25 protein-coding genes and 1 pseudogene are annotated in these 24669 nt (G+C 40.7%); 25 read left to right on the top strand and 1 reads right to left on the bottom strand.

The window, feature by feature from the left end:
* Window positions 1–55 precede the first annotated feature (55 nt).
* Both LI091_RS03485 and LI091_RS03480 read left to right on the top strand, forming a co-directional pair.
* On the top strand, window positions 56–694 hold the full coding sequence (locus LI091_RS03485; RefSeq protein ID WP_059085617.1) for an ECF transporter S component: 639 nt from the start codon (window positions 56–58) through the stop codon (window positions 692–694).
* 18 nt (window positions 695–712) lie between these two features.
* Window positions 713–1477 carry a type III pantothenate kinase gene (locus LI091_RS03480; RefSeq protein ID WP_092069061.1) on the top strand — a complete coding sequence of 255 codons (765 nt, stop codon included), beginning with the start codon at window positions 713–715 and terminating at the stop codon, window positions 1475–1477.
* Between the two features lie 57 nt (window positions 1478–1534).
* Here LI091_RS03480 and LI091_RS03475 read toward each other — a convergent pair whose 3' ends face one another.
* Window positions 1535–2431, bottom strand: coding sequence for an RluA family pseudouridine synthase (locus LI091_RS03475; protein ID WP_265190824.1), 897 nt, complete (start codon window positions 2429–2431; stop codon window positions 1535–1537).
* A gap of 622 nt (window positions 2432–3053) precedes the next feature.
* Here LI091_RS03475 and LI091_RS03470 point away from each other — a divergent pair.
* From LI091_RS03470 to LI091_RS03365, 23 genes and pseudogenes are all read left to right on the top strand, one after another.
* The gene (locus LI091_RS03470; RefSeq protein ID WP_265190823.1) at window positions 3054–4175 is read left to right on the top strand and encodes a transposase; all 1122 of its coding nucleotides are present in this window, start codon (window positions 3054–3056) and stop codon (window positions 4173–4175) included.
* A gap of 727 nt (window positions 4176–4902) precedes the next feature.
* Window positions 4903–6024: a glycosyltransferase family 4 protein gene (locus tag LI091_RS03465; protein WP_265190822.1), complete on the top strand. Its 1122-nt coding sequence runs from the start codon at window positions 4903–4905 to the stop codon at window positions 6022–6024.
* Complete coding sequence (locus LI091_RS18725) at window positions 5957–6151, top strand: sugar phosphate nucleotidyltransferase (RefSeq protein ID WP_442860774.1); 195 nt, start codon at window positions 5957–5959, stop codon at window positions 6149–6151. The genes LI091_RS03465 and LI091_RS18725 overlap by 68 nt, the downstream gene beginning before the upstream one ends.
* Window positions 6117–6314 (top strand): annotated as a pseudogene (locus tag LI091_RS03460) (sugar nucleotide-binding protein); the annotation flags it as partial. The gene LI091_RS18725 and the pseudogene LI091_RS03460, both read left to right, overlap by 35 nt.
* Window positions 6315–6331: 17 nt before the next feature.
* Window positions 6332–6940, top strand: coding sequence for a dTDP-4-dehydrorhamnose 3,5-epimerase (gene rfbC / locus LI091_RS03455; RefSeq protein WP_265190821.1), 609 nt, complete (start codon window positions 6332–6334; stop codon window positions 6938–6940).
* Window positions 6941–7012: 72 nt separating this feature from the next.
* Complete coding sequence (locus tag LI091_RS03450; protein ID WP_265190820.1) at window positions 7013–7186, top strand: hypothetical protein; 174 nt, start codon at window positions 7013–7015, stop codon at window positions 7184–7186.
* 98 nt (window positions 7187–7284) lie between these two features.
* Entirely contained in the window at window positions 7285–8271 is a 987-nt protein-coding gene (locus tag LI091_RS03445; RefSeq protein ID WP_265190818.1) for a glycosyltransferase, read from the top strand.
* A gap of 43 nt (window positions 8272–8314) precedes the next feature.
* Window positions 8315–9223 carry a hypothetical protein gene (locus tag LI091_RS03440; RefSeq protein WP_265190816.1) on the top strand — a complete coding sequence of 303 codons (909 nt, stop codon included), beginning with the start codon at window positions 8315–8317 and terminating at the stop codon, window positions 9221–9223.
* A complete protein-coding gene (locus tag LI091_RS03435) occupies window positions 9224–10225 on the top strand; it encodes a GHMP family kinase ATP-binding protein (protein ID WP_265190815.1) in 1002 nt (333 codons plus the stop codon). It abuts the gene before it with no gap.
* Between the two features lie 4 nt (window positions 10226–10229).
* Window positions 10230–11561 carry a D-glycero-beta-D-manno-heptose 1,7-bisphosphate 7-phosphatase gene (gmhB, locus tag LI091_RS03430; RefSeq protein ID WP_265190814.1) on the top strand — a complete coding sequence of 444 codons (1332 nt, stop codon included), beginning with the start codon at window positions 10230–10232 and terminating at the stop codon, window positions 11559–11561.
* 27 nt (window positions 11562–11588) lie between these two features.
* Window positions 11589–12248 carry a D-sedoheptulose-7-phosphate isomerase gene (locus LI091_RS03425; RefSeq protein WP_265190813.1) on the top strand — a complete coding sequence of 220 codons (660 nt, stop codon included), beginning with the start codon at window positions 11589–11591 and terminating at the stop codon, window positions 12246–12248.
* A 4-nt stretch (window positions 12249–12252) separates the two neighbouring features.
* Entirely contained in the window at window positions 12253–13449 is a 1197-nt protein-coding gene (locus tag LI091_RS03420) for a glycosyltransferase (protein WP_265190812.1), read from the top strand.
* The gene (locus LI091_RS03415) at window positions 13449–14339 is read left to right on the top strand and encodes a glycosyltransferase family 2 protein (protein WP_265190810.1); all 891 of its coding nucleotides are present in this window, start codon (window positions 13449–13451) and stop codon (window positions 14337–14339) included. Before LI091_RS03420 ends, LI091_RS03415 begins: the two co-directional genes overlap by 1 nt.
* A complete protein-coding gene (locus tag LI091_RS03410) occupies window positions 14326–15603 on the top strand; it encodes an O-antigen ligase family protein (RefSeq protein ID WP_265190808.1) in 1278 nt (425 codons plus the stop codon). Before LI091_RS03415 ends, LI091_RS03410 begins: the two co-directional genes overlap by 14 nt.
* Complete coding sequence (locus tag LI091_RS03405) at window positions 15581–17032, top strand: flippase (protein ID WP_265190807.1); 1452 nt, start codon at window positions 15581–15583, stop codon at window positions 17030–17032. The genes LI091_RS03410 and LI091_RS03405 overlap by 23 nt, the downstream gene beginning before the upstream one ends.
* Before the next feature lie 258 nt (window positions 17033–17290).
* Window positions 17291–17569, top strand: coding sequence for a hypothetical protein (locus tag LI091_RS03400; protein ID WP_265190805.1), 279 nt, complete (start codon window positions 17291–17293; stop codon window positions 17567–17569).
* Between the two features lie 208 nt (window positions 17570–17777).
* Window positions 17778–19163 (top strand): phosphoglucosamine mutase, encoded by a 1386-nt coding sequence (gene glmM, locus LI091_RS03395; RefSeq protein ID WP_265190804.1) that lies wholly within the window; start codon window positions 17778–17780, stop codon window positions 19161–19163.
* 99 nt (window positions 19164–19262) lie between these two features.
* The gene (glmS, locus tag LI091_RS03390) at window positions 19263–21131 is read left to right on the top strand and encodes a glutamine--fructose-6-phosphate transaminase (isomerizing) (protein ID WP_265190803.1); all 1869 of its coding nucleotides are present in this window, start codon (window positions 19263–19265) and stop codon (window positions 21129–21131) included.
* A gap of 190 nt (window positions 21132–21321) precedes the next feature.
* The gene (gloA2, locus tag LI091_RS03385) at window positions 21322–21705 is read left to right on the top strand and encodes an SMU1112c/YaeR family gloxylase I-like metalloprotein (protein WP_265190802.1); all 384 of its coding nucleotides are present in this window, start codon (window positions 21322–21324) and stop codon (window positions 21703–21705) included.
* Between the two features lie 15 nt (window positions 21706–21720).
* The gene (locus tag LI091_RS03380) at window positions 21721–21939 is read left to right on the top strand and encodes a hypothetical protein (RefSeq protein ID WP_265190801.1); all 219 of its coding nucleotides are present in this window, start codon (window positions 21721–21723) and stop codon (window positions 21937–21939) included.
* Between the two features lie 3 nt (window positions 21940–21942).
* Window positions 21943–22407: a hypothetical protein gene (locus tag LI091_RS03375; protein WP_265190800.1), complete on the top strand. Its 465-nt coding sequence runs from the start codon at window positions 21943–21945 to the stop codon at window positions 22405–22407.
* Window positions 22408–22537: 130 nt separating this feature from the next.
* Entirely contained in the window at window positions 22538–23797 is a 1260-nt protein-coding gene (locus LI091_RS03370) for an AAA family ATPase (protein ID WP_118753098.1), read from the top strand.
* The gene (locus LI091_RS03365) at window positions 23791–24606 is read left to right on the top strand and encodes a hypothetical protein (RefSeq protein ID WP_265190799.1); all 816 of its coding nucleotides are present in this window, start codon (window positions 23791–23793) and stop codon (window positions 24604–24606) included. The genes LI091_RS03370 and LI091_RS03365 overlap by 7 nt, the downstream gene beginning before the upstream one ends.
* The last annotated feature ends 63 nt before the right edge of the window (window positions 24607–24669 follow it).

The following is a 24669-nucleotide window of genomic DNA, read 5'->3' as shown; positions in this document are numbered from 1 at the left end:
ATGCTGTATTTCCGGAAATATTCACAGAGCGGAACGGTAACAAGGAGGAGAAGAAATGAAAAACAACAGATTTACAACAGCACAGCTTACGTTACTGGGCCTGATGGCAGCGATCCTTCTGCTGATGGCCTACACACCACTGGGATATCTGAACATCGGGCCACTGGCCATTTCCTTTAACGTGATCCCGGTAGCCATCAGTGCAGTCGTCCTCGGACCCGTAGGAGGAGCCGTGGCAGGTGCGATCTTCGGCCTGACCAGCTTTCTCCAGTGCATCGGAGTAGGCGGCTCCAGTGCAATGGGAGTTGTGCTTTTCGGTATCAATCCGGTATTTGCCTTTATCCAGCGTTTCATCCCACGTCTTCTGGACGGTATCTGCCTCGGATATATTTTTAAAGGCATGCGAAAGGTCAGCAATACCTATGTGGCATGTGCAGTAACCGGATTCTTTTCCGCATTCCTGAATACCTTGTTCTTCATGGCAGCACTTGTAGGACTGTTCGGAAATACCGATTATGTAAAAAATCTGATGGGCGGTCATAACATCATCATCGGCTGCTGTCTCATGGTAGGGATCAACGCAGTATGCGAAATGATTTCCTCCACAGTGATCACAGGAGCAGTGGGAGCTGCACTTTCCAAGGCACATCTGATCCCATCCGCACAGATCAGCCGTGAGAAGACAAAAGCATAAAGACGGGGAAATAAAATTATGATATTAGCAATTGATATTGGAAATACCAACATAGTCGTGGGCTGCATCGATGATCAAAAAACATACTTCATCGAGAGACTTGCTACCGTAAGAACAAAAACAGAACTGGAATATGCCGTAGACCTGAAAACCTTACTGGAAATCTACCACATCAAAAAGGCAGACATAGAAGGCTGTATCATTTCATCTGTAGTCCCGCAGATCACCAACATTGCCAGGCTGGCAGCAGAAAAGATCCTCAAAAAAGAAGTCATGGTCCTGGGACCAGGAGTAAAAACAGGTCTGAACATCATGATGGACAACCCCGGACAGCTGGGCGCGGATCTTGTGGCAGACGCTGTGGCAGGATTAAATGAATATCCGGTTCCGTTTATTGTGATCGATATGGGAACCGCCACTACCGTTTCGGTTGTCAACAGCAAAAAGCAATACATTGGCGGAATGATCCTTCCTGGCATCGGAATATCCCTGGATGCACTGACAGCCAGAGCATCCCAGCTCAGCGGGATCAGCATCGATGCCCCGAAGCATGTGATCGGGCGCAATACCATCGAATGCATGAAAAGCGGCGTGCTCTACAGCAACGCAGCAGCTATCGATGGGATCATAGACCGGGTGGAAGAAGAGCTTGGTGAGAAAACAACCGTGATCGCAACAGGCGGTCTTGCAAAAAAGATTATTTCTCACTGTAAGAAAGAAATCATTCTGGATGAGGACCTTCTGCTCAAGGGACTCCTTGTGATCTATAAAAAGAATAAATAAAAACAACAAAAAAATCAGCTGCCGGTGCAGGAAACACTTACCGGACAGCTGATTTTTTTACTGTAGAAATGCTCTGCGGAAATCCTCAGGCACAGGTGCCAGGAAACACATAGGCTCCCCGGTGATGGGGTGGGCAAATTCCAGCTGGAAGGAATGCAGGGCCTGGCGTCCGATCCGGTCAAAAACCGGATGATACAGAAAATCCCCCGGCAGCGGACAGCCAATATATTTCATATGCACCCGGATTTGATGAGTCCGCCCCGTATCCAGATGCAGCTCCACAAGAGCATATCCATTGCTGACTGCAAGACGCTCAAAATGAGTCACGGCAGCCTCCCCTCGCTCAAAATTAACCTCCCTTGTGATCACAGAAGCATCCATTCTGGCAACAGGAGCGGAGATCGTCCCTCTTTCCGGCGGGATCCCGTCAGTAAGTGCAAGATAGGTACGTCGGATCTGGCGCTGCTTCATCTGGGCAGAGAGAAGAGCCCCGCTCAGAGGGTTCTTGGCCAGCACCAGCACCCCGGTGGTATCCCTGTCCAGCCGGTTGATGCAGCGGTAGACAAAAGCCTTCCTCTGCTGCTTATAATACCAGGCAACACCGTTGGCAAGCGTATTCTCGTAGTTCCCGGCAGAGGGATGCACAGGCATATCAGCAGGCTTGCTCAGCACAAGGATATCCTCATCCTCATACAGGATATCCAAAGGCAGCGGCACCGGAATAATGGAAGGCTCCGATCCGTCCCCGGCCTCCTCCGGAACAAAGATCCGGAGAACATCCCCCTCCCTCAGGACCGTTCTGCCAAAAGCCGGCTGCTCGTTCAGCAGGATCGCCTGTTCCGCCCGCTTCATAGTAGTCAATATATGTTTGGAAAAACCCTTCTTCCGAAGAAACCCAAGAACATTTTCCCCGGACTCCCCGGTTGAGATCGTATAGGTAATAATTCTCTCCATAGAAAAAAATCCTTTTCTGAAATTTAGCAGGCCAAAAGCCAGATCAGGCGGCCTGCGGGTATAGTATAGCATTTGGGAAGGGAAATGTCGATTAGGCATAAAAAAAGAGCTGGTACAAGAGGAAACATCCTTGGACAGCTCGTGGATTATGGGATTTGTGTCGCTTATTATCTTCATTAGTCACAGACCAAAAAAAACATATTTTACAGCCATATGTAAGGATACCATTGATATTTTCCTTTGTCAAGGCGTGCCAAAGACATGAAGCATGCTAATAATGTCGTTTTTTAAGCATCATATGCAGCCGTTTTCTATCAAAAAGTAAATAAACAGTCTGATAATCATCGAAATCTAACATTAGTGGTCACTAAAAGTGGTCACTTTTTTCTTGCGCAAATCCGCGTAAAATCAATACTTTTCAAGCTTTTTTCCTTTTTCTTTCCAATTATTAGTGGTCAAAATCGTGGTCAACTGTGCCGAAAAAGCCAGTGTTTAACAGTGTTTTAAGCTCTTTTTCGCTAATGAAGATATTAAGCGATACCTGACAGCAGAAAGAGATGCCATGAAAACAGGATATAGTATCAAAACATGGAAAATGCGGCTCTTTTGTCCGGAAAAGCAAATGATCGAAACAACAGAAGCCCTGTATCGGGATGCCGTAGCATTTTACTACAAGCTACTGAAAGAAAGAGAAGAGCTCTGGGCCGAAAATCTGCTGACCATCCAGGGATATCTGGAAAAACTCACCGTTCCCGGAAGAGACGGAAGAGAACCAAAGTACATCCCGCCAGGCGGAAAGCTCCCCGTTTACTTTCGGAGATCTGCCATGAACAAAGCTGCAATGGCAGTAAAGACCGCAGCAAGCGCAGAAAGCTTCCCCGAAAAGATCGATGCCAATATCACCTTTTTCAAGGGAATGTACAAAGACCTGACAGACACCTCCGTAGTGCTGAAGCTCTGGAACGGAAAGAAATGGATCTGGGTACCCTGCGGACTTACAGGACGCCCCTTCCCCAAGGAAGCAGCGATCCTTTCACCGACACTGGTCCATGAGGAAAAATGGCTCATGTTCCATGTACCTGTCAAGCAGGAAAACTCCGATGCCCGGATAGCAAAGGAACGAATGCAGGAAGGCGCCAGAGTATGCAGCGTCCGCTTTACCAATACGGACAGCTTTGCAGTATGCACAGTTCTGGATGAAGGATCCAGGCAGCTGGCTGTAAAAAACTGCAGAGGCGGAAATGCATACCGACATCATTGCAAAGCTTTGATGAAAAAAGTAGAAGCATCCAGGGCATTTACCGATAAAGACAACGTCAGTCAGCCAAACAGGAAATATTACATGCATCTCAAGCACCTGAATGAACATTATGCACATCAGGTCAGCAAGGAGATCATAGATTTCTGCAAAGAAAAACACACCGGGATACTGGTACTGCCGGAGTATGATGAAGATTTTTCCAGGATATCCATGTACAGGAGTGGCAACTATTCGCCCCTTCACTTAAGTATCCGCATCCGGAATTATCTGAAATACAAAGCTTGGGCAGAAGGAATCCTGGTACTTGAGTTGCGCGCCGACGGAACAGAAAAGCAATGTTCCATCTGCGGAGCCACCGGAAAAAAACAGGGCAGCATATTCATCTGCCAGAACGGCCATCAGGTCAACCGCTTCCTGAATGGCGCCCGAAACCTGGGCCGTAAATGCCAGGAAAGCTTCCGGAAAAACAACAAACCAAGTTAATAAGCGGCAGGAATGCCTCTTATATATAAATGCTGAGCAATCAGCAAGAGAGGAAGCGCCAGTGACGCCTCCTTTCCGGTTGAATACCGCCAGGCGGCCCAACGCAGGCGTCGCCGAAGATCTGTGCCCTTTGGGTGTGGGGTGTATTCGAAGTTATAAGAATGTGAAATTACTGAGATCTGATCTGGGACTGGGGTCAGTATATAGATGTTAAAAATGAGGATGGAATAGAGATATGGATTCTAGAAAAGAACGGTTTGTTGGTCATTAAAATTATGGAAAAACAGATGATTTCTACTTTATAAAATAGCTGTTGAGTGGGGCATGAAAAGTGATGATACCTACGTATTTTGAGTGGTGCGAGTGAATGATTTGTTCATGACAAAAAATAGTGAACAGAGTTGGATTGAATGTTATGTACAGTTTCAATAAAGTTCATACATCAATAGGATTCGATTCAACATCCAAAACTTAGAAAAACGTCATATTGAGCTATACGGAGTTCGATTGTATAAAGTAAAACTTCAGTTATTGCTGATAAAAGACGAGTGTACTCAACGGATGTTTTATGGAGTAGAAATCAGAGAAAATAGGATTTCTGCGGCAATAGGGTATGACGACATAAGAAAACAATTAGCCGTATGAGTGACAAGAGAAAATAAGATGACATTCATTTAGATGTGTATATAAATTTGCGGAAAGAAAAAATGATGAGGGGTATTTGGAGATGAGGAAGAATAAAATCAGAATACTGCATGTGGCACAGGCCGCGGGTGGCGTGGATCGCTACATCCGAATGCTTCTCAAGTATTTGGACAAAGAGAAGTTTGAGAATATATTGATTTGTTCACAAGATTTCCATGAAGAAGACTACAGAGGTTTGGTGGATTCATTTGAACAGGTCGAGATGACCAGAGCCATTGGAGGCAGCGACTTAAAGGCGATTAAAGGGGTTAGAGCACTGATAAAAAAATATAACCCCGATATTGTATATGCTCATTCCAGCAAAGCTGGAGCAATTACTCGTGTTGCAGATATTGGTCTGAAGAATCACTGTGTATACAACCCACATGGATGGGCATTTAATATGCGATGCTCTGCAAAGAAAAAGGCAATGTACACGGCTATTGAAAAGGCAGCTGTTCCTTTCTGCGACAAAATCATTTGTATTTCAGATGCGGAGAAGCAGTCAGCACTGGATAAGAAGATTTGCAGGGAGGATAAGCTACAAGTTATTTTTAATGGTGTGGATATCGAAGCCTATGAAAACGGATTGCATGGTGCAGTTAAGAGAAAAGATCTGAACATTCCAGAAGACGCATTTGTTGTTGGGATGGTTGGGCGAATGAGTCCGCAGAAAGCACCAGATGTCTTTGTTAAGATGGCAAAGAAAGTAAAAGATGTAGTTTCAAATGCACACTTCATTATTGTTGGCAACGGAAATCAAGAATCCGAGATTAGAAAGTATGCGGAGGAGAATGGATTTTCGGATAGTCTGCATATTACAGGTTGGGTCGATAACCCGATGAGCTATGTGGAGTTATTTGATGTGGCGTGCCTATTGAGCCGTTGGGAAGGCTTTGGCCTAGCACTACCTGAATATATGATGGCGGGCAAACCGATAGTGGCAAGCAAAGTGGATGCTATTCCGAATATAATCAAGGATGGGGTAAATGGCTTGCTTGTTGATGTGGATGATGATATTGGAGCAAGTAAAGCTGTACTGCGAATCTATCAGGAAAGTGGATTAAGAGATAGCCTGGTAACACAGAGCATGGAAGATGTACATAACAGATTTAATGCTCGAAGAGTTTCTGAAGAACACGGGAAACTGTTTGAGAGTTTATAAGGCCGGGGGAATAGATGGTATGAAGGGTCTTATTTTAGCTGGCGGTTCTGATACACGCCTGTATCCATTAACGAAAATTATGAGAAAGCAGTTTCATAAAAGAAATTTATCGACAGGCTGGTTATAAGACGGAAGTTTTGCCAGTGACCACGGCAGAATATAGTTTGAGTAAAGCAAATCGTCCGTTTAACAGCTGTCTAGATAAGAGCAAACTGATGAAAGCTGGATTTATTCCGCTTCCGACATGGCAGGATGCGCTGCGCCGTTACTTGGAAGAAATTGAGCAGTAATAGAGGAGATAGACAAAATGGGACAGATTAAAGTTGAGAAAAATGTAGGTGGTATCGAGGGGCTTTGCGTGATTGAGCCTGCTGTTCACGGTGATGCTCGTGGCTATTTTATAGAAACCTACAACGAAAAAGATATGAAGGAAGCTGGAATTGATATTCACTTCGTGCAGGATAACCAGTCTATGTCCACAAAGGGCGTGTTGCGAGGCCTGCACTTCCAGAAGCAGTATCCGCAGTGCAAGTTGGTACGCGCCGTGCGCGGTACAGTGTTTGATGTTGCTGTTGATCTGAGAAGTGATTCTAAGAGTTATGGTAGGTGGTACGGCGTTACGTTGTCCGCTGAGAATAAGAAGCAGTTTCTCATTCCAGAGGGCTTTGCTCATGGCTTTCTTGTTCTGAGCGACGAGGCAGAGTTCTGTTATAAGGTCAATGACTTCTGGCATCCAAATGACGAAGGTGGCATGGCTTGGAATGACCCGGAAATTGGCATTGAATGGCCGGAATTGAAGGGTGAGTACAAGGGTAGTGCAAGTGCAGAGGGGTACATGCTGGAGGATGGTACGGTACTGAACTTGAGTGATAAGGACCAGAAGTGGCTGGGATTGCAAGATACTTTTAAATTTTAGGAACGTAGGGGTAAGGTTAAGGCGGAACATAGTATTATTCTTAGATTTATGTGGCTGATACAGTGGCAGGATTTGAGTAATGAGGTCTACAGTATTGAGGATGAAGCATCTGATATTATGCTGAAAAACCTTACAAAGATAATTGCCGATTCTGATAGCAAAGATGTTGCATTTGAACTGCTTGATGAAACCGAAAAAGCTGGATACAGTAAGGTGACAAAAGCTAGACATGATGGATTAAGTTGAAAAAGCTTAGTTAGAAAGTTGGATATGATTTTAAGTAGGGGTTGCAAAGAACTATAAAAATGCTGATTGAGATTAGCAAGTAAAAGAGGATATAAATAATGGAAACAAAAATGATATCAGTTATAGTACCAATTTATAATGTGATGAATTACCTTCAACAATGTTTGGAGAGCATTATACAACAAACATATACAAATCTTGAAATCATTCTAGTTGATGATGGATCAACTGATCAAAGTGGAGCAATTTGTGACTTGTATAAAGAAAAAGATTCAAGAATCGCTGTTATTCATAAAAAGAATGGTGGATTATCCGATGCAAGGAACACTGGGTTAAACATTTGCAAGGGGGAGTATATTTCTTTTGTTGATAGTGATGATTATCTTTCTCCATATTTTTATGAAATATTGCTAGGTGTTGCCGAAAAGAAAAATTGCGATATTGTTGCACTAAAAGAGGGCGTAAGTTTTTGGGATGGAGAAGAAGCCCCAGTTTTAGCAAAAAGTAAAGAAGAATTCTCTGTTTGTTATTTAAATTCCCATGATGTTTTGGAAAGAATGTTATATCAGGAAATTGAGATAGGAGCTCCATTTAAAATTTATAAGAGAGAGATTTTCGACAATATTCGTTTTCCAGTTGGATATCTTTATGAGGATGTAGCAACAACTTATAAACCTTTCTTTAATGCAAAAGAATGTGCAATTGTAGAAGCTGATATTTATGCGTATAGAAAGAGAAGGGATAGTATTATTCGACAGTCGTTTTCTTCAAAAAAAATGATTTGTCTTGATATTTTCGATCAATTAGTTAATGATGAACAATTAAAAGCTGCTGGTTTGCAAAAAGCAGCAAAATCAAGAGTATATGCAATGACTTATTCGGTTTTTCTGCAAGTAAATGAGAACGATAAAAAAACACAGAGAATAATATGGAATAAATTGAAAACTGTACAAAAAGATGTGATGTTCGATAGATCGAAAATAATGAGAAAAAAGAATCGCTATGCGGCCTATATATCAATATTAGGCATGAATATATCTTACATAATTGGAAGAAAGTTTGGACAAAAGGGATCTATGTCTTAATGTTTAATTAAGATGAATAGGTGTGAGTTAGTGGAATAAGGATATGAAAAATAATAGGGTATTAATTCTAAAAGATAATTATAATTCATTTGAAAAATATTACTTGGATAAACTAAAAGAGTGTAGCATTGATACAAAATTTTACTACACGTCATCCTCTGTATTGCGAAAGATTTTTACGCACTATGCGTTGCCGTTTGAGTCATTGTGGTATGGAAATTGGAAAAAAAATCTTAATGCATATGATTGTATCATTGTTTTTGACTCACTGCATTCTGCAAATTTATTAAAATATATTCGGAAAAGATATGGGAAAAGACTTATTTTTTGGCACTGGAATCCAATAAAAAAAGATAAAGATATAGCTATTTGGAAAGAAACTAAAGAAATGTGTGAGCATTGGACATTCAATCCAAAGGATGTCAAGAAATATGGGATGGGTTTAAATAACCAATTTTTCTTTTATCAGAATCGAGAAAATGTTTCTAAGGAAGAGGCGGCTTTTTTTGTTGGTGTAGACAAGGGGAGATATGAAAAGCTTTTGGCAATTTCGAAGAGTTTAAAAAATATAGGTGTTACTGTAGACTTTCATATTATAAGTATGGAAAGCAATGATAACCGCAAATATGTTGAAAAAATATATATGGAGTATGATGAAGTAATATCTCATATTCGAAAATCAAAAGTAGTTGTTGAAATGGTGCAAGATGGTCAGAATGGTTTAACAGCACGAGCACTAGAAGCAATGTTTTTTGAAACAAAGTTAATAACAAATAATAGAGAGATTCGCAATTTCAATTTTTATAATGATAATAATATTTTCATTATTGGTGAAGATAATAACGATAAATTGGATACTTTCTTGCACACTCCATTTCAGCCGATAGAGAAAAAAGTTCTTTATCAATATGATGCGAATGGATGGCTCGATAATTTTATGAGGAGAAAATAAATGATTATTACACAGACTCCGTTTCGCATGTCCTTTTTTGGTGGCGGAACAGATATGGAAAACTTTTTTAAGGAATATGGGGGAGCAGTTCTGTCTACCACATTTGATAAGTATTGCTATGTAAATGTGCGCCATCTGCCGCGTTTCTTTGATTATTCTACAGAGCTGTCTTATTCCAAGACTGAACGTGTAACCAGCATTGAGGATATTCAGCACCCTGCAATTCGTAATGCAATGAAGATGCTGGATATGCATGAAATTCGTCTTACATATGAAGCAGATCTCCCGGCACGCTCTGGTTTAGGTACATCAAGTTCTTTTGCAGTCGGAATGCTGGATGCTTTTTATGCGCTGAAAGGCAAATATGCTGACAAGAAAAAATTGGCAGATGAAGCTATTTATCTGGAGCGGAATCTGTGCCAGGAAGCAGGTGGCTGGCAGGATCAGATTGCAGCATCGTTTGGTGGTTTTAATCGCATTAACTTTAATGCTGATGGTTATGAAGTTCTTCCTGTGATTATTTCTCCAGAGAGAAAGAAACAACTTAACCAGAATTTGATGATGTTCTTTACGGGCTTTACTCGCTTTTCTTCCGATGTGCAGAAAGCAAATGCTGCTGGTAAAGTCGATAAAACGGCACAGTTAAAAGAAATGCTGTCGCTTGTGGATGATGCGGAAAAAGTCTTGACAGACAGAGAAAAAGATTTGGACGATTTCGGTAGGTTGTTGGATCACACGTGGAAGTTGAAACGTCAGACAGGATCTGCGGTGTCCACAAATAGCATTGATGAACTTTATGCAAAAGGAATGGCGGCTGGTGCTTTGGGTGGAAAGCTCCTTGGTGCCGGCGGCGGTGGATTCCTTGTATTTTATGTACAGCCGGAACGACAGGATGCTGTTCGTTGGGCGATGCGTGATTTGCTCTATATTCCGTTCAAATTTGAGGACGGTGGAACGCGTGTAATCCATTATACACCGGAAGACTATACACCAAAGGATTAAAAACATGAAAGTAGTGATTATGGCAGGCGGGAAGGGAACTCGTATTTCTTCTGTGGCGAGTGATATTCCTAAGCCGATGATAAAAATTGAAGGCATCCCAGTGCTGGAACGAGAGATTGAGTGCCTGAAAAACCAAGGATTTAATGACATCATTATGACAGTAAGCCACTTGGGGAATATCATCATGGATTACTTTGGTGATGGTTCTGGAAACTCTCCGGCAACAGGTAAGCCGTTTGGCGTACATATTGAGTACTATTTTGAAAAGGAACCGCTCGGCAATGCAGGTGCGCTGTTCAAAATTAAGGATAAGCTGACATCAGATTTTCTCCTTCTAAATGCCGACGCAATGTTTGATGTGGATTTCAACCGTTTTGTTGCCTTTCATCAGAAACACGGTGGATTAGTAACGCTCTTTACACATCCGAACAGTCATCCATATGATAGTGGACTGATTATCGCGGATAAAAATGGCGCAGTCGAAAAGTGGTTGGCCAAGGAAGATGCACGGCCACAGTATTACAGAAATCGTGTGAATGCAGGATTACATGTTATCAATCCTGAAGTGTTGGAGCTTGCCGGTATTGATGTCGGTTCGGTAGGGAAGATTGGCGAGGATGGTAAGCCTGTAAAAGTTGATTTGGATCGCCAGTTGTTAAAACCGTTAGCAGGAACAAGAAAGATGTTCTGCTATGACAGTCCCGAGTATGTCAAAGATATGGGCACTCCAGATCGGTACTATTCCGTATGTAAAGACTGCAAAGAAGGAAGAATTTCGGCAAAAAATCTAAAACATAAGCAGAAAGCAATCTTCCTTGACAGAGATGGCACAATCAATAAGTATGTTGGATTCCTTAGAAATATAGATGAGTTTGAGCTGATTGAAGGTGTGGCAGCAGCAATCCGTAAAATCAATGAGTCAGGCTATCTTGCTATTGTCGTGACAAATCAGCCAGTTATTGCTCGCGGCGAGGTTTCCTTTGAAGATTTGGAAGAAATTCACAACAAAATGGAAACACTTCTTGGAAAAGAAGGTGCATATCTTGATGCGATTTATTACTGCCCACATCATCCTCATAAGGGGTATGAGGGAGAACGTCTGGAATTGAAGATTGAGTGTGATTGTCGTAAACCAAAGCCGGGAATGTTATTCAAAGCGGCAGAAGATTTTAACATTGATTTGTCACAGTCATGGATGATTGGCGATGGTGAAAATGATGTTAAAGCGGGTATCCATGCTGGATGCAAGACTGTGCTTTTGAGCAATAGTGATGAAAATTATGGACAGACCGAAACGGTGAAGTCGATTAATGAATTTGTTAGCCGCATGATGTGAAGATTGGAGTTTGTGGAGGAAGAGAAAATGAACGAGTTAAAAGAAAACATTGCGAAGCATGTTGAGATTCTCCGCGAGAGATATCCGTCACTAGAATCCATTAAGAAAAAAATTGTAGAAGCATATTTTTTGTTGGAAGAAGCTTATAAGAATGGTGGTAAATTGCTGGTTGCTGGAAACGGTGGTTCTGCTGCGGATGCGGAGCACATAGTTGGCGAATTGATGAAAGGCTTTAAACTCCCTAGAAAACCAGATGCGGATTTCGCAGATAAGCTGATTAAGGAAAATGAAGAGCTTGGAACTGTTCTGGCAGCAAATCTACAAGGCACACTTCCTGCCATTGCGCTGGATGGACATCCGGCATTGTCTACTGCGTACATGAATGATTGCGAACCGCTCCTGTGCTTTGCTCAGCAAGTAAATGGCTATGGCAAGGCGGGAGATGTATTTTTAGGCATTTCTACAAGTGGTAATAGCAAGAATGTGCTATATGCTGCGATCACCGCACATGCAAAAGGTATGAAGGTAATCGGTCTGACTGGCGCAAAGAACAGCAAACTGGAGCAGATGAGCGATGTGTGCATTAAAGTTCCGCAGACTGAAACTTATATGATTCAAGAATTGCATCTGCCGGTTTACCACTGCCTGTGCTTGATGCTTGAAGATGAATTTTTTGGGGAGAAATAACCAGATGAAGATATTATGGCTTTCGCTGTGTCCACCCTATAAAGAAGTAAAACATGCAGGGGGACAAGCACTTTATAAACATGTTTTATCTTTCTTAGAACACAAAGAAGTTGAAATCAAAATGGTTTCTTTATGTAAAAAGGAAGAGTATGAATATGTCCGAGCGATGGGATGTAATTTTTCTATTGAGTTGATTCCTGATGAAGCTGGTAAACTTTCAGTTTTGGACTATGAAAGCAGATGGAATCCGTGGCATAAATTTGGTGGTTATCTTTCAAATAGCCGCTGGCATAAGCTAAAAGAAAAGATAATAGAGTTAAAAAAAGAAGGATATAGTCCAGATTTGATTATTTTCAACTGGACTGAAATGTTGGCACTGAATAACTTACTGCGAAAATTGTATCCAAATGCAAAATATGTAGCAATCGAGGAAGATGTAGCCTTTGTGAAAAGAAAACGGCGCTGGGAACTTAGTACTAATGCCATTGCAAAGCTTTTTCATTGCATAAGATTTAAAACATGCGTAAAAAAGGAAAAAGCATGGCTGAATGCGATGCACTTAATTGCAGTGTACAGTAATAAAGACAAAGAAAGATTGGAGAGCATCGGCATAGACGGTAATAATGTCTTTGTGTTTTCACCGGTATTTGCAGATAAGAGCAATCTTATCTGGAACAGAAAAAATAACGATATTCTTTTCTGGGGTGCAATGTCGAGAAAAGAAAATTCTGATAGCGCACTTTGGTTCATTCGAGATGTTATGCCTTTACTAGATAACTTGAAGTGTAGATTTGCCATTGTTGGTGCAAATCCGCCAGAAGAGCTAATGAAGGAAGCATCGGATAGAGTGATTGTTACAGGATTTGTCGATAGTCCGAACCAATACTTCGAAGATTCAATGTGCATGGTTGTGCCGTTGGTTATTGGAGCAGGAATCAAAATCAAGGTCTTAGAGGGATTATCAAGTGGTATTCCTGTCATTTCAAATGAAATCGGAATAGAAGGCATTGCGGCACAAACTGGAAATCAGTATTTACACGCAGAAACAGCTGTAGAATTTGCTGAGGCAATTAAGAAAGTTAATTCAGATAAAGGATTATCTGAACAGTTATCGAAAAATGCAAAAAAAATGATTGCCACAAATTACAATGAGCAAAGAAGCACCGAACAGTTTATAGCACTCTGCAAGGAGTTGGTTTGATGGAAAAGGTTGGAATAATTTTACTGAACTACTGCAATTATAATTTGACGATTGACTGTATTGAGAGTATTAGACAATCGACATATCAAAACTATGAGATTATTGTAGTTGATAATAATTCACCTGATCATTCAGGAAAGAATCTATCTCAGCTAGAAGGCATCCGTTTTTTACAGATGGAAGAAAATCTTGGTTTTGCAGCGGGCAACAACAGGGGAATAGAAGTAGCTTTATCTGATGGCTGCGAGTATGTGATGCTGTTGAATAATGACACGGTGATAGATCCTAATATGATTGAAACGCTGGTTTCAAGAGCCGATGCGAACACAGTTGTAGTTCCAAAGATGTATTATTTCGATGTAGAAGGACGAAAGGATATACTGTGGTACGCCGGTGGAATACTAAAATATAAGAGTTCGGATGGAATCCATATTGGCGGCAAGCAAGAGGATTCAAAGCAGTATTCAATTGAAAGAGAAGTAACATTTGCAACGGGTTGTTGCATGATGATACATAGAGCAATTCTTGAAAAAGTTGGATTGTTACGTGAAGAGTATTTTATGTATTGTGAAGATACAGATTATTCAATTCGTTTAAATAAATCAAACATAAAAATTCTATACGTGCCAAATGCAAAACTTTGGCATAAGGTAAGTTCCTCTAGTGGCGGAGAGATGTCTAAGTTTATTGTGTATTATGTGGTAAGAAATAAGATATATTGCGCAATTGTTAATGAACTAGGAATCAAAACTTATATATATATATTCGCTGAGACATTATATCGTACATTAAAAGCTAAATGCGGGAAGTATTATATTAATTACTCTATTGCGCCAAAAGCACTCGTGCATGGATTGAGAAAGAAAATGGGAAGAAATGATGAACTATAATATAAAACTACAAAAAAAGGATGTGTCAGCATGGAAAATGCTGATATTATTTATGATATCTGTATACGCACAAGATACGTATTCAATGTATTTGTATTATGTAGCTGTCATTATATTGACCATGAAAAATGTAGTTTCATGGCTAATGGTAAAAGCTTATACCAAAAATAAATGGCTTTCGATTTTTGTGGTAGTAGCTTTTGTAGTGACGACTTTGTCATTTATACTTAAAAGAGTTTCTTGGATGGAAGAAATGAAAGCGCTTTGCTATATTCTAATTTTGATAGATGCACTATTTATTTATAGCAAAAAACCTAAGGTGTATGAAAAAGGAATGAAAATGATTTTGAGTATCATTGTTATTTCTGCATTATACGGGATTATTGAGGCCTTAGTTAGCTATAATGTATTTGAACAGTATTTTGCTGCAGATTATATTCGTGGATATTATGGAACAGCATTATATAGAATAGCATCGATATTTATGCATCCAATTGCATGCGGACAAGTCTTTTTAATAGGGTTCTGGTTGGCGGCGTTTTTTTATGAAAAGTGGAAAAGAGTAAGTTGCTTAATTATTATTGCTCTTGGAATTTACTATACAAAGTCTCGAAGCATTTGGGGAGGACTTGTATTTTCAATTGCAATTTTAATGCTTGTAAAGATGATTGAATTTCTTGCAAAACATAGAATTCAAAAAAGAAAATTAATTTATATTCCTTTTACTGTGGTATGTATCTATTTCTTGTATAAAATGGGCGTGTTTGACACTATTATTAATAGTATTTATGAGCGTATAATGGCAGCGAGTGGATCGACGTCAGAGCTTGCAAGACAATCAATGTCGATTTACACGCTTAATTATATGATTCATAATGCTAGTGTACTTCAAAAAATGTTTGGATATGGAATGGATTCTTCTAAATCATGGATATATAAATCTGGCGCATTTGTGAAGGCCTATGATGCTATAGATAATTCATACTTAACGATTATGTATGAATTTGGATTGGTTGGATTGCTAACATTTGTAATTCTAATTATAAGAAAAGTTATTGAATGCTTTTATAAAAATAAAAGCACGACTAAACTAAAGAGTGCTTCTATTATGGTGATTGTCGCATGCGCAATTTCATTCTACTTCTATGATTTTTATGGATGGCTCCCAATATATATTTTGTTTATATATTGCGTTGTATCGAGTAAGACTTCAAATTATTACATAACAGAGAGTAGAAAAAATGAAAAAATCACTAACAATTAATGCAGCTTTAAGTTCTTTGCGAACACTAACTACTATTATATTTCCATTAATAACATATCCTTACATTACAAGAGTTTTATCTGTTGAAAATATTGGAAGAGTTAATTTTGGACAATCAATTGTAAGTTACTTTATGTTGTTGGCAGGCTTTGGAATAAGTACTTTTGCAATTCGAAATGGATCGCAAATTCGAGAGAATAATGAGCGGTTAAATCTGTTCGCAAATCGTGTATTTACAATAAACATAATTACGACAGCTATATCATGTGGGCTTTTGGTAATTGTTACGATTTTGCCAACTAAAGTGGCTGCGTATAGAACTCTCATTTTACTTCAGGGACTTACAGTGGCAATGTCCCCTCTAGCTGTAGATTGGCTTTATACAATAGAGGAGGATTTTGTCTACATAACTCTTCGGAGTATTGCTGTTCAGTTACTTTCTCTCATATTAATGTTTATATTCGTGAAAAGCGATGGAGATGTTTATTTGTATGTTACATTAACTTCAATGTCGACAAGTTTAGGTAATCTGTTCAATTTTATTCATTCTAGAAAATATGTTAAGTTGAAGTTAATCTCTGATGTTCATTGGAATGAATATAAAAGTTCAATCCTTTTGTTTTTTATTAATAGTATTGCTACAGTTATTTATATGAATTCAGATACGACAATTTTAGGAATTCTGAAGAATGATTATTCTGTTGGTTTGTACAGTGTGGCAGTCAAAATATATACAATAGTTAAGCAAGTATTCAATGCCGTTATTCTAACGGCAATTCCAAGACTTGCATATTTAAGAAACAATGACATTCGTGGATTTGAAAGACTCACGAAGACTATAATATCAATGGCAATGGTATTTACGATTCCCGCGGCATTTGGAATTATTATACTGCGAAAAGAGATTATAGCTTTGATTTCGGGTAATAGTTATTTAGAAGCTGGGTCAACATTATCAATTCTAGCTGTTGCTATTTTCTTTGGCGTTTTGGCCAATATATTAGCAAATGGAGTTCTTATTTGTATGGGGCGCGAAAAACATGTAGTAAAGGCAACAATAGTCAGTGCGATCGAAAATGCGGCTTTGAATTTCATTTTTATCCCTATTTTCTCCCAAAACGGTGCAGCGTTTACAACGCTTCTAGCTGAGATGACGGTTTTTGGCATGTCGCTTTACTATAGCCGCGACATTATCATTCGAATGATAGATGTTTTTGAATTCAGAAATGCCATTTTGGGTAGCGCGCTAATGTTTCTTATTTCTTTCCCATTGATGAGTTTATTGTCGAACTGCAATGTGATTATTAGAATTGTTTTTATGATAGTTGTATGTTCGGGAGTGTACATACTTGCTTTACTTGCTTTTAAAGATAAAGTGGTAGCTGATGTTTTTTTACAAGTGAAGAAGAAATTACATAAAGCAGATTGATGGTAGTTATAAATGTTGAAGCGAGATTGAACAAAGATGAGAGAGGGTATAACATTGAGAGCAAAGCAAAAAAATTGACATCAATTGATGTCCTAATGCCTGAACTTCCTTGGGGCATTGGCCGTGTGTTCAAGTACATTGCATCTATGTTGCGGGTGTGTTTCTAGTACAGCGAAAATTAAGTTTCTGCTATATTGACGCAGGATGATTTCTTCATCTGCAAGGCGGAGGAATGAGGCGTAGCGGTGGCTACGACGATTGACGACAACGCAGCAGATGAAAAATCAGACAAGTCAATATGGCGGTTACTTAATATTCGCTGTACTAGCAGGAAGAAGTGTGAAAGTGGTAAAGAAAGATGTGGAAGCAAGAATAGCAGTGATAGTTTTACTTGTTTTGAACTTTTTCTCATCATACTACCTAACCATAGATATCATGTGGTTTGTGGCAGCCTTGATTGATGTATCAGCCATGATTCTGATTTCTCAATTCACCAATAAAGCAGAGTATTGCAATGCTTTGGTCGAATCTCTTTGATTGTTCTTTGCATTCACGGTTCGGTATATCGAATCGTGGTAAAAATAGTATTTTTTTTGCATATGGAAATGGAAACAGTGAAATAAAATTTCCTACTGGCCATGATAGTAGTTGCTGTTACGATGGTAATATGCAGTGCGGCATATGAGATTGTTGTAAGAGTTACTCCTTGGATGTTGGGAAGGAATAGAATAAAGGGATTATAAAAATGTCAAAATACTTTGGAACAGACGGCTTCCGCGGTGAAGCCGGAATTACATTAACATCAGACCATGCGTATAAGGTTGGTCGTTTCTTAGGGTGGTATTATAATGCTCTGCGTGAGCGTAACGGTGATACCAACCCTGCTCGTATCGTGATCGGTAAGGATACTCGTCGCAGTTCCTATATGTTCGAGTACAGCCTGGTTGCTGGTCTGACGGCTTCTGGTGCAGACGCTTATCTTCTGCATGTAACCACCACTCCATCCGTGGCTTACATTGCCCGTGTGGATGATTTTGACTGTGGCATTATGATTTCTGCAAGCCACAATCCATACTATGATAACGGTATCAAGTTGATCAACTGCTACGGTGAGAAGATGCCGGAAGAGACTTTGCTGTTGATAGAGGATTACCTTGATGGTAAGCTCCATGTGTTCGATAAGGATTGGACGGAGCTGCCGTTTGCAAGCCGTGATCATGTTGGCTGTACGGTGGATTATGTGGCAGGCCGGAATCGTTACATGGGTTATCTGATTTCCTTAGGTATCTATTCTTTCAGAGGTGTCAAGGTTGGTCTGGACTGTGCGAATGGCAGCTCATGGAATATTGCGAAGTCTGTTTTTGATGCTCTTGGTGCAGATACCTATGTTATCAATAACCAGCCAAACGGTACCAATATCAACAACAATGCTGGATCCACCCATATCGAGGGTCTGCAGAAGCTTGTTGTGGAGAAAGGTCTGGATGTTGGATTTGCCTACGATGGTGATGCAGATCGTTGCCTGTGCGTGGATGAGAAGGGTAATGTCATCACCGGTGATCATATCCTGTATATTTACGGCTGCTATATGAAAGAACGTGGTAAGCTGCTGAATAATACAGTTGTTACTACGGTCATGTCAAACTTTGGTTTGTATAAGGCGTTTGATGAGCAGGGTATTGGCTATGCCAAGACTGCTGTCGGTGATAAGTATGTTTACGAGTATATGGTGAAGAATGACTGCCGTATCGGTGGTGAACAGAGCGGGCATATTATTTTCTCCAAGTATGCCAGCACCGGCGATGGTATCCTGACCAGTCTGAAGATGATGGAAGTCATGCTTGCAAAGAAGAAGCCGATGAGTGAACTGACAGCACCGCTGAAAATCTATCCACAGGTGTTGGAAAATATCCGTGTGACCGATAAGAAGGCAGCACAGAATGATCCTGCTGTACAGGAAGCGGTGTCCAGGGTTGCAGAAGCACTGGGTGATACTGGCCGTATTCTTGTCCGTGAGTCTGGAACGGAGCCGGTCGTGCGTGTTATGGTTGAAGCACCTGACCATGATACCTGCCAGAAGTATGTTGATGAAGTGGTCAACGTAATTTGTGAAAAGGGATATAAAGCATAAGGTCAATGATGACTCTGGGCAATCATCCAGAGCCGTTTTGCATAATAGGGAAGTATAATATAATAGACGAGAGATTTAAATAACGGGAGGGATAAACCTATGTGTGGAATCGTTGGTTTTACAGGAAAACAGCCGGCAGCACCGATCCTGCTGGACGGTCTGTCGAAACTGGAATATAGAGGATATGACTCAGCTGGACTGGCTGTCCGTGATGGAGAGGCGCTGGCAGAGGTCGTGAAGGCAAAGGGCCGTCTGACGAATCTGGTCGAGAAAACAGATGCAGGCAAAGCGTTAAAAGGAGCCTGTGGTATTGGACATACCCGCTGGGCTACCCATGGTGAGCCCAGCCAGATCAATGCACATCCTCATGTTTCTGGTAACTGCAGTAAATCAGGTTCCGGTGCTGTGGAGTCTGAGGTCGTTGGTGTACATAACGGCATCATTGAGAATTACACAGAATTGAAAGAGAAGTTGCTGAAGCACGGCTACACTTTTTATAGTCAGACCGATACAGAGGTGGTTGTTAAGCTGGTTGATTACTATTATAAAAAGTACAACCTTGGTCCCATTGATGCCATTGCGAAGACAATGGTCCGTGTTCGAGGTTCTTATGCTCTTGAGCTGATGTTTCGTGACTATCCGGGCGAGATCTGGGTGGCGCGTAAGGATAGCCCGATGATCATTGGTATTGCAGATGGTGAGACTTATGTGGCTTCCGATGTCCCGGCAATCCTGAAATATACTAGAAATGTATATTATATCGGGAATCTTGAGTTTGCAAAGCTGACACCGGGCGAAGCTCATTTTTATGATCTGAACGGTGACGAGATCGAGAAGCAGACTACAGAAATCAAGTGGGATGCGGAGGCTGCTGAAAAGGGCGGTTTTGAGCATTTCATGATGAAAGAGATCCACGAGCAGCCGAAGGCTGTCCAGGATACCCTTAATTCCGTGATCAGGAATGGTGCGATCGATCTGTCCAGTGTGGAGATCAATGAGGATGAGATCAAGAACTTTGAGCAGATCTATATTGTTGCCTGTGGTTCTGCATGGCATGTTGGTATGGCTGCTCAATATGTACTGGAGGATATGGCAGATATCCCGGTACGTGTGGAGCTTGCGTCAGAGTTCCGCTATCGTAAAATGCCAGTTAATCAGAAAGCCCTGGTGATCGTTGTCAGCCAGTCTGGTGAAACAGCAGATACACTGGCAGCGTTGCGGCTTGCTAAGGAAAAGGGTATCGCCACGATGACGATTGTCAATGTGGTTGGCAGCAGTATTGCCCGTGAAGCAGATAAGGTGTTCTACACACTTGCTGGTCCGGAGATCTCTGTTGCTACGACCAAGGCATACAGCGCACAGCTTGTGGCTATGTACTGTCTGGCTGTTCAGTTTGCAAAAGTCAGAGGAAAGATCACAGATGAGCAGTATGGTTACTATATCTCTGAGCTGCAGACTATTCCGGAAAAGATGCAGAAGGTCCTGGAAGATAAAGAACGTATCCAGTGGTTTGCTGCAAAGTATGCCAATGCCCATGATGTATTCTTTGTGGGCCGTGGTATTGACTATGCAGTTTGTCTGGAGGGCAGTTTGAAGTTGAAGGAAATCAGCTATATCCATTCTGAAGCATACGCAGCAGGTGAGCTGAAACATGGCACGATCAGTCTGATCGAGCAGGGAACGCTGGTCATTGGTGTATTGACTCAGAGCGGACTGTATGAGAAAACTGTAAGCAATATGTTAGAGTGCAAGAGCCGCGGATCCTACCTGATGGGGCTGACTACATATGGCAAATACGAGATTGAGGATCAGGTGAACTTCACTGTGTATGTGCCGAAGGTGGATGAGCATTTTGTGGGCAGTCTGGCAGTGATTCCTCTGCAGCTTCTGGGCTATTATGTTTCTGTTGCAAAGGGTCTGGATGTCGATAAGCCGAGAAATCTTGCAAAGAGTGTTACAGTGGAGTAAAAAATACGTGTATAAGGCTGGTTTATTTGCAGATTTATGATATACTAAAACATGTGTGAAAAACTGAAATAAAAATAATGCCGTGTGTGAAACACATGCTCCTTCAGAGCTAAAGCACACACGGTATATTTTAAAAACCGCTATATAGTTTATAACGAAAATAAGACAAACTAAAAAGGAGCACCCAAAAATGAACTTATCTAAAATACACCACATCGCCATCATCGTATCCAACTACGAATCCGCAAAGGATTTCTACGTAAACAAGCTTGGCTTTTCCATCATCAGAGAAAACTATCGTGCGGAGCGTAAGGACTGGAAGCTGGATCTGCGTGTGGATGAGTACACGGAGCTGGAGATTTTTGCAGAACCAAATCCACCGAAGCGGGTGAGCCGTCCGGAGGCTTGTGGTCTGCGCCATCTTGCTTTCTGTGTGGAGAGTGTGGAGCAGACGGTGAAAGAGCTGGAGGAGGTCGGGATCGAATGTGAGCCGATCCGTGTGGATGATTTTACCGGCAAGAAGATGACGTTTTTTCATGACCCTGACGGACTGCCGCTGGAGCTGCATGAGTAAGGGGAGATGGAGCAAATGATATTTCGTAAGGCAGTAAAAGATGATTTTGACAACATAAAATCTCTGTACTGGGAGCTGATTGATCAGGAGCAGGGTGATCCATCGTTTCCACATTGGAAGAAGGGTATCCATCCTTCTGATGAAATGCTGCATAACAGTATTGATAAGAAGGAACTGTATGTTCTGACAGATGACGGCGAGATGACCTTCAAAATGTATGAGCTGGTTTTGTGATCTATGGGTGAGAAAAGAGAGTATAAACCAAGAAGGCCCGGAGGTGGCCGCAGGAAATCTAAGCCGGAGTATGATGCCGGGAAGATCCTTAAGGAGCTGATGGATTCGTCTGTTGTGCTTTATGATGCCGGGATGTCTTTGCAGGCCATTGCAGATGAGCTGGGGCTGAACCCGATCAAGGTTCGTAAGCTTCTTATCACGGCAGGAGTGTATGTATCGGATGTGGCGGAGAAGGTGCAGGAGACCTTTGATGATTTCAGAAAAACACAGGATCATAAAGCTGCTGTCCTTTCAACTGCAAATGCTCTTGGTCTGTCCAGGTCCTCTGTTACTTCATATCTTCCGTACAAAAAGGGGGTGTATTTTCCATGCACAGCACCGGCAGATAAGATCAGTGTTGGAGCTGAGCGGCAGCGGAGGTACAGAGCGATGAAGCGGTGTAGGGATGAATGGGATGCCATTACTTAAAGGCGGCTTGTTATGTCGAATTTTTCTTCTTTATAATTTATCTGTATTGTGCTATATTAAAAACATCTGTAGAGGAACGAAAAAAGAAAGCGACAGTGTAGCAAGCTGGCGAAAGGAATGAATATAAAAAATGATAAATAAATTTTCCTGCCATAATTTTAGAAATATTCAGGCAGAGGATCTTGAGTTTGAGAAAATAAATATTCTGATCGGACCTAATAATTCGGGAAAGAGTAACTTCATAAAGGCATTAACTTTTTTTTCTGAAATGTTAAGAACTGGAAAAGAGGATAATTTGAAATCAGCTTTTTTAAATACAATTTCCAGAAATGGCTGGGATCATATGCGGAATAAGCAGGTTTCAGATTCAGAAGCAATTAACTTTTCCTGGGAGATTAATTTAAATGGCCAGCCGGTCAGATATCAGTTTTCTTTTAATGTGGGTGATTCCATTGAGAAATGCAACATTGTTTTGGAAGAATTGAATGCAGCGGAAAGAACTTCTAAATATACAGATGAGTTCAATTATTTCAGGTGTCATGATGATAAAATCGGAAAAGGGCGTTTTTCTACGGCTATCAGAAAAGGCCAAAAGAATCGAAGACTGGCATTTGATGTAGATAGTAAAGAGACGATCATCATGCAGTTTAAAGATATTCTGTTGAATAATAAGAGTATTTATGGAAGTGAGCTGGTAAGAGTTAATATTGCTCAGCTGTTATATGATCTGCAGAAATACTTTGATGGATTCAGCGTATATACAAGTGCTCAGTTTAATACCCGCAAGATGCGTGAGCCTGTAACCATCAAAAATCTGGATGATTTTCTGAATTATGATGCCGGTAATTTTACAAATGTGTTTAATCGTTATACTTCAGAGGATATGTTATGGAGAAGTTTGTTTGAAGACCGAATGAAAGAACTTATTCCGAATTTGAAAATGATCGATGCGGCAACAGCATATGATAAGTTGATTTTCAGAATGCTCTATAGCAGTGGTGAACAGTATGATCTGTCCGATGTTTCGGAAGGAACATTAAAGGGACTCATTCTTAATATGCTGATCAATATGCCGATGAACAGAGAACGAGCATTGCTTGCGATTGATGAACCGGAAACGAATTTACATCCTGCCTGGCAGAAGGTGGTTGGAAACTGGATTCAGACGGCGGGTACTTTTAAGCAGTGTTTTATAAGTACGCATTCACCGGATTTTTTGGATGTATTTACAGAAGAATTCATACATGGAAATGTTGCAGTATTTGTATTTCGTGATAAAGAAAAAATAAAAAAAATAACATATGCTGATATAGCGGAGGACCTTGGTGACTGGGAACTGGGAGATCTATACAGGACGAATGATCCGGCACTTGGAGGATGGCCATGGTAGATGTAATAGCGTGTTTTCTGACATGTGGATATACAGAAGCGGGAGCTATGCAGTTTTTTTTGAAAAAAATTAATGATAGATATGAATATAGACAGTGCCTTCCTAATAAGACCATAAAGAAAAAGGGAATGCCAAAGAAAATAGACGATAAAATGAGTGGACGGACAGGTGAGGCATTGCTGGAAAAGGTTTATGAGCTTATAGAAAAACACAGAGATGAGTATTCTCAATGCAGAGCAATTTTGGTGGAAGATGATCTTGATGGTAGATTTGCCGGATATTCGCAGAAAGAGGTTGGAGAATATAACCGGAAGATCATAGAGAAGATTCAAGATAAACTGGGGAAGAAATTGCCTGTTTTTGTGTTGTATGCTTCACCGGAGGCGGAGAGCTGGTTTATTGCCGACTGGGAGAACGGATATAAATATTTGTATTGCGATAGAGGTATCGTAGATGATGTAGAAAATGATGCCAGACAGTTTTTTGTATATCATCTGAAAGAATATATAGATAATGAGATTCTAAAGGAATATAAAGATAACATTGAAGAGTATGGCTATTTTGATGGTAAATATATCAAAATCAGTGATGAAATCATTGATGCAGTTCAGAGTGGTGTAAAAGAAAAAATCGGACAGCTTCCCAGAGCAAATAAAGATTATGTGGATCAGATCCGGAATTCAAGAAAGCTTTATTATTCCAAGAAACTTCATGGTCAGCGGATGCTGAAAAATATTCATCCGGATATTGTTGCTGACAAATGCAAACGCTTTTTCGGTGATACATATAAAGATTTATCCGAATTCTAAGAAGTCTGGATGCTACATAAAAAACACAAAATACAAAGACTGCCGCAGGTTTCACGCCTGCGG

The sequence above is a fragment of the Blautia sp. MSK20_18 genome (assembly GCF_020553125.1).
Classification (GTDB): Bacteria; Bacillota; Clostridia; order Lachnospirales; family Lachnospiraceae; genus Blautia_A; species Blautia_A fusiformis.
The sequence above is the reverse complement of the archived record's forward strand: the minus strand, read 5'-3'. Positions and strand labels throughout refer to the sequence as shown.

Coding starts and splice junctions, on each gene's coding strand:
- LI091_RS03485 (WP_059085617.1), top strand. CDS start 56: ATGAAAAACAACAGATTTACAACAGCACAGCTTACGTTACTGGGCCTG.
- LI091_RS03480 (WP_092069061.1), top strand. CDS start 713: ATGATATTAGCAATTGATATTGGAAATACCAACATAGTCGTGGGCTGC.
- LI091_RS03475 (WP_265190824.1), bottom strand. CDS start 2,431: ATGGAGAGAATTATTACCTATACGATCTCAACCGGGGAGTCCGGGGAA.
- LI091_RS03470 (WP_265190823.1), top strand. CDS start 3,054: ATGATCGAAACAACAGAAGCCCTGTATCGGGATGCCGTAGCATTTTAC.
- LI091_RS03465 (WP_265190822.1), top strand. CDS start 4,903: ATGAGGAAGAATAAAATCAGAATACTGCATGTGGCACAGGCCGCGGGT.
- LI091_RS18725 (WP_442860774.1), top strand. CDS start 5,957: ATGTACATAACAGATTTAATGCTCGAAGAGTTTCTGAAGAACACGGGA.
- rfbC (WP_265190821.1), top strand. CDS start 6,332: ATGGGACAGATTAAAGTTGAGAAAAATGTAGGTGGTATCGAGGGGCTT.
- LI091_RS03445 (WP_265190818.1), top strand. CDS start 7,285: ATGGAAACAAAAATGATATCAGTTATAGTACCAATTTATAATGTGATG.
- LI091_RS03440 (WP_265190816.1), top strand. CDS start 8,315: ATGAAAAATAATAGGGTATTAATTCTAAAAGATAATTATAATTCATTT.
- LI091_RS03435 (WP_265190815.1), top strand. CDS start 9,224: ATGATTATTACACAGACTCCGTTTCGCATGTCCTTTTTTGGTGGCGGA.
- gmhB (WP_265190814.1), top strand. CDS start 10,230: ATGAAAGTAGTGATTATGGCAGGCGGGAAGGGAACTCGTATTTCTTCT.
- LI091_RS03425 (WP_265190813.1), top strand. CDS start 11,589: ATGAACGAGTTAAAAGAAAACATTGCGAAGCATGTTGAGATTCTCCGC.
- LI091_RS03420 (WP_265190812.1), top strand. CDS start 12,253: ATGAAGATATTATGGCTTTCGCTGTGTCCACCCTATAAAGAAGTAAAA.
- LI091_RS03415 (WP_265190810.1), top strand. CDS start 13,449: ATGGAAAAGGTTGGAATAATTTTACTGAACTACTGCAATTATAATTTG.
- LI091_RS03410 (WP_265190808.1), top strand. CDS start 14,326: ATGATGAACTATAATATAAAACTACAAAAAAAGGATGTGTCAGCATGG.
- LI091_RS03405 (WP_265190807.1), top strand. CDS start 15,581: ATGAAAAAATCACTAACAATTAATGCAGCTTTAAGTTCTTTGCGAACA.
- glmM (WP_265190804.1), top strand. CDS start 17,778: ATGTCAAAATACTTTGGAACAGACGGCTTCCGCGGTGAAGCCGGAATT.
- glmS (WP_265190803.1), top strand. CDS start 19,263: ATGTGTGGAATCGTTGGTTTTACAGGAAAACAGCCGGCAGCACCGATC.
- gloA2 (WP_265190802.1), top strand. CDS start 21,322: ATGAACTTATCTAAAATACACCACATCGCCATCATCGTATCCAACTAC.
- LI091_RS03380 (WP_265190801.1), top strand. CDS start 21,721: ATGATATTTCGTAAGGCAGTAAAAGATGATTTTGACAACATAAAATCT.
- LI091_RS03375 (WP_265190800.1), top strand. CDS start 21,943: ATGGGTGAGAAAAGAGAGTATAAACCAAGAAGGCCCGGAGGTGGCCGC.
- LI091_RS03370 (WP_118753098.1), top strand. CDS start 22,538: ATGATAAATAAATTTTCCTGCCATAATTTTAGAAATATTCAGGCAGAG.
- LI091_RS03365 (WP_265190799.1), top strand. CDS start 23,791: ATGGTAGATGTAATAGCGTGTTTTCTGACATGTGGATATACAGAAGCG.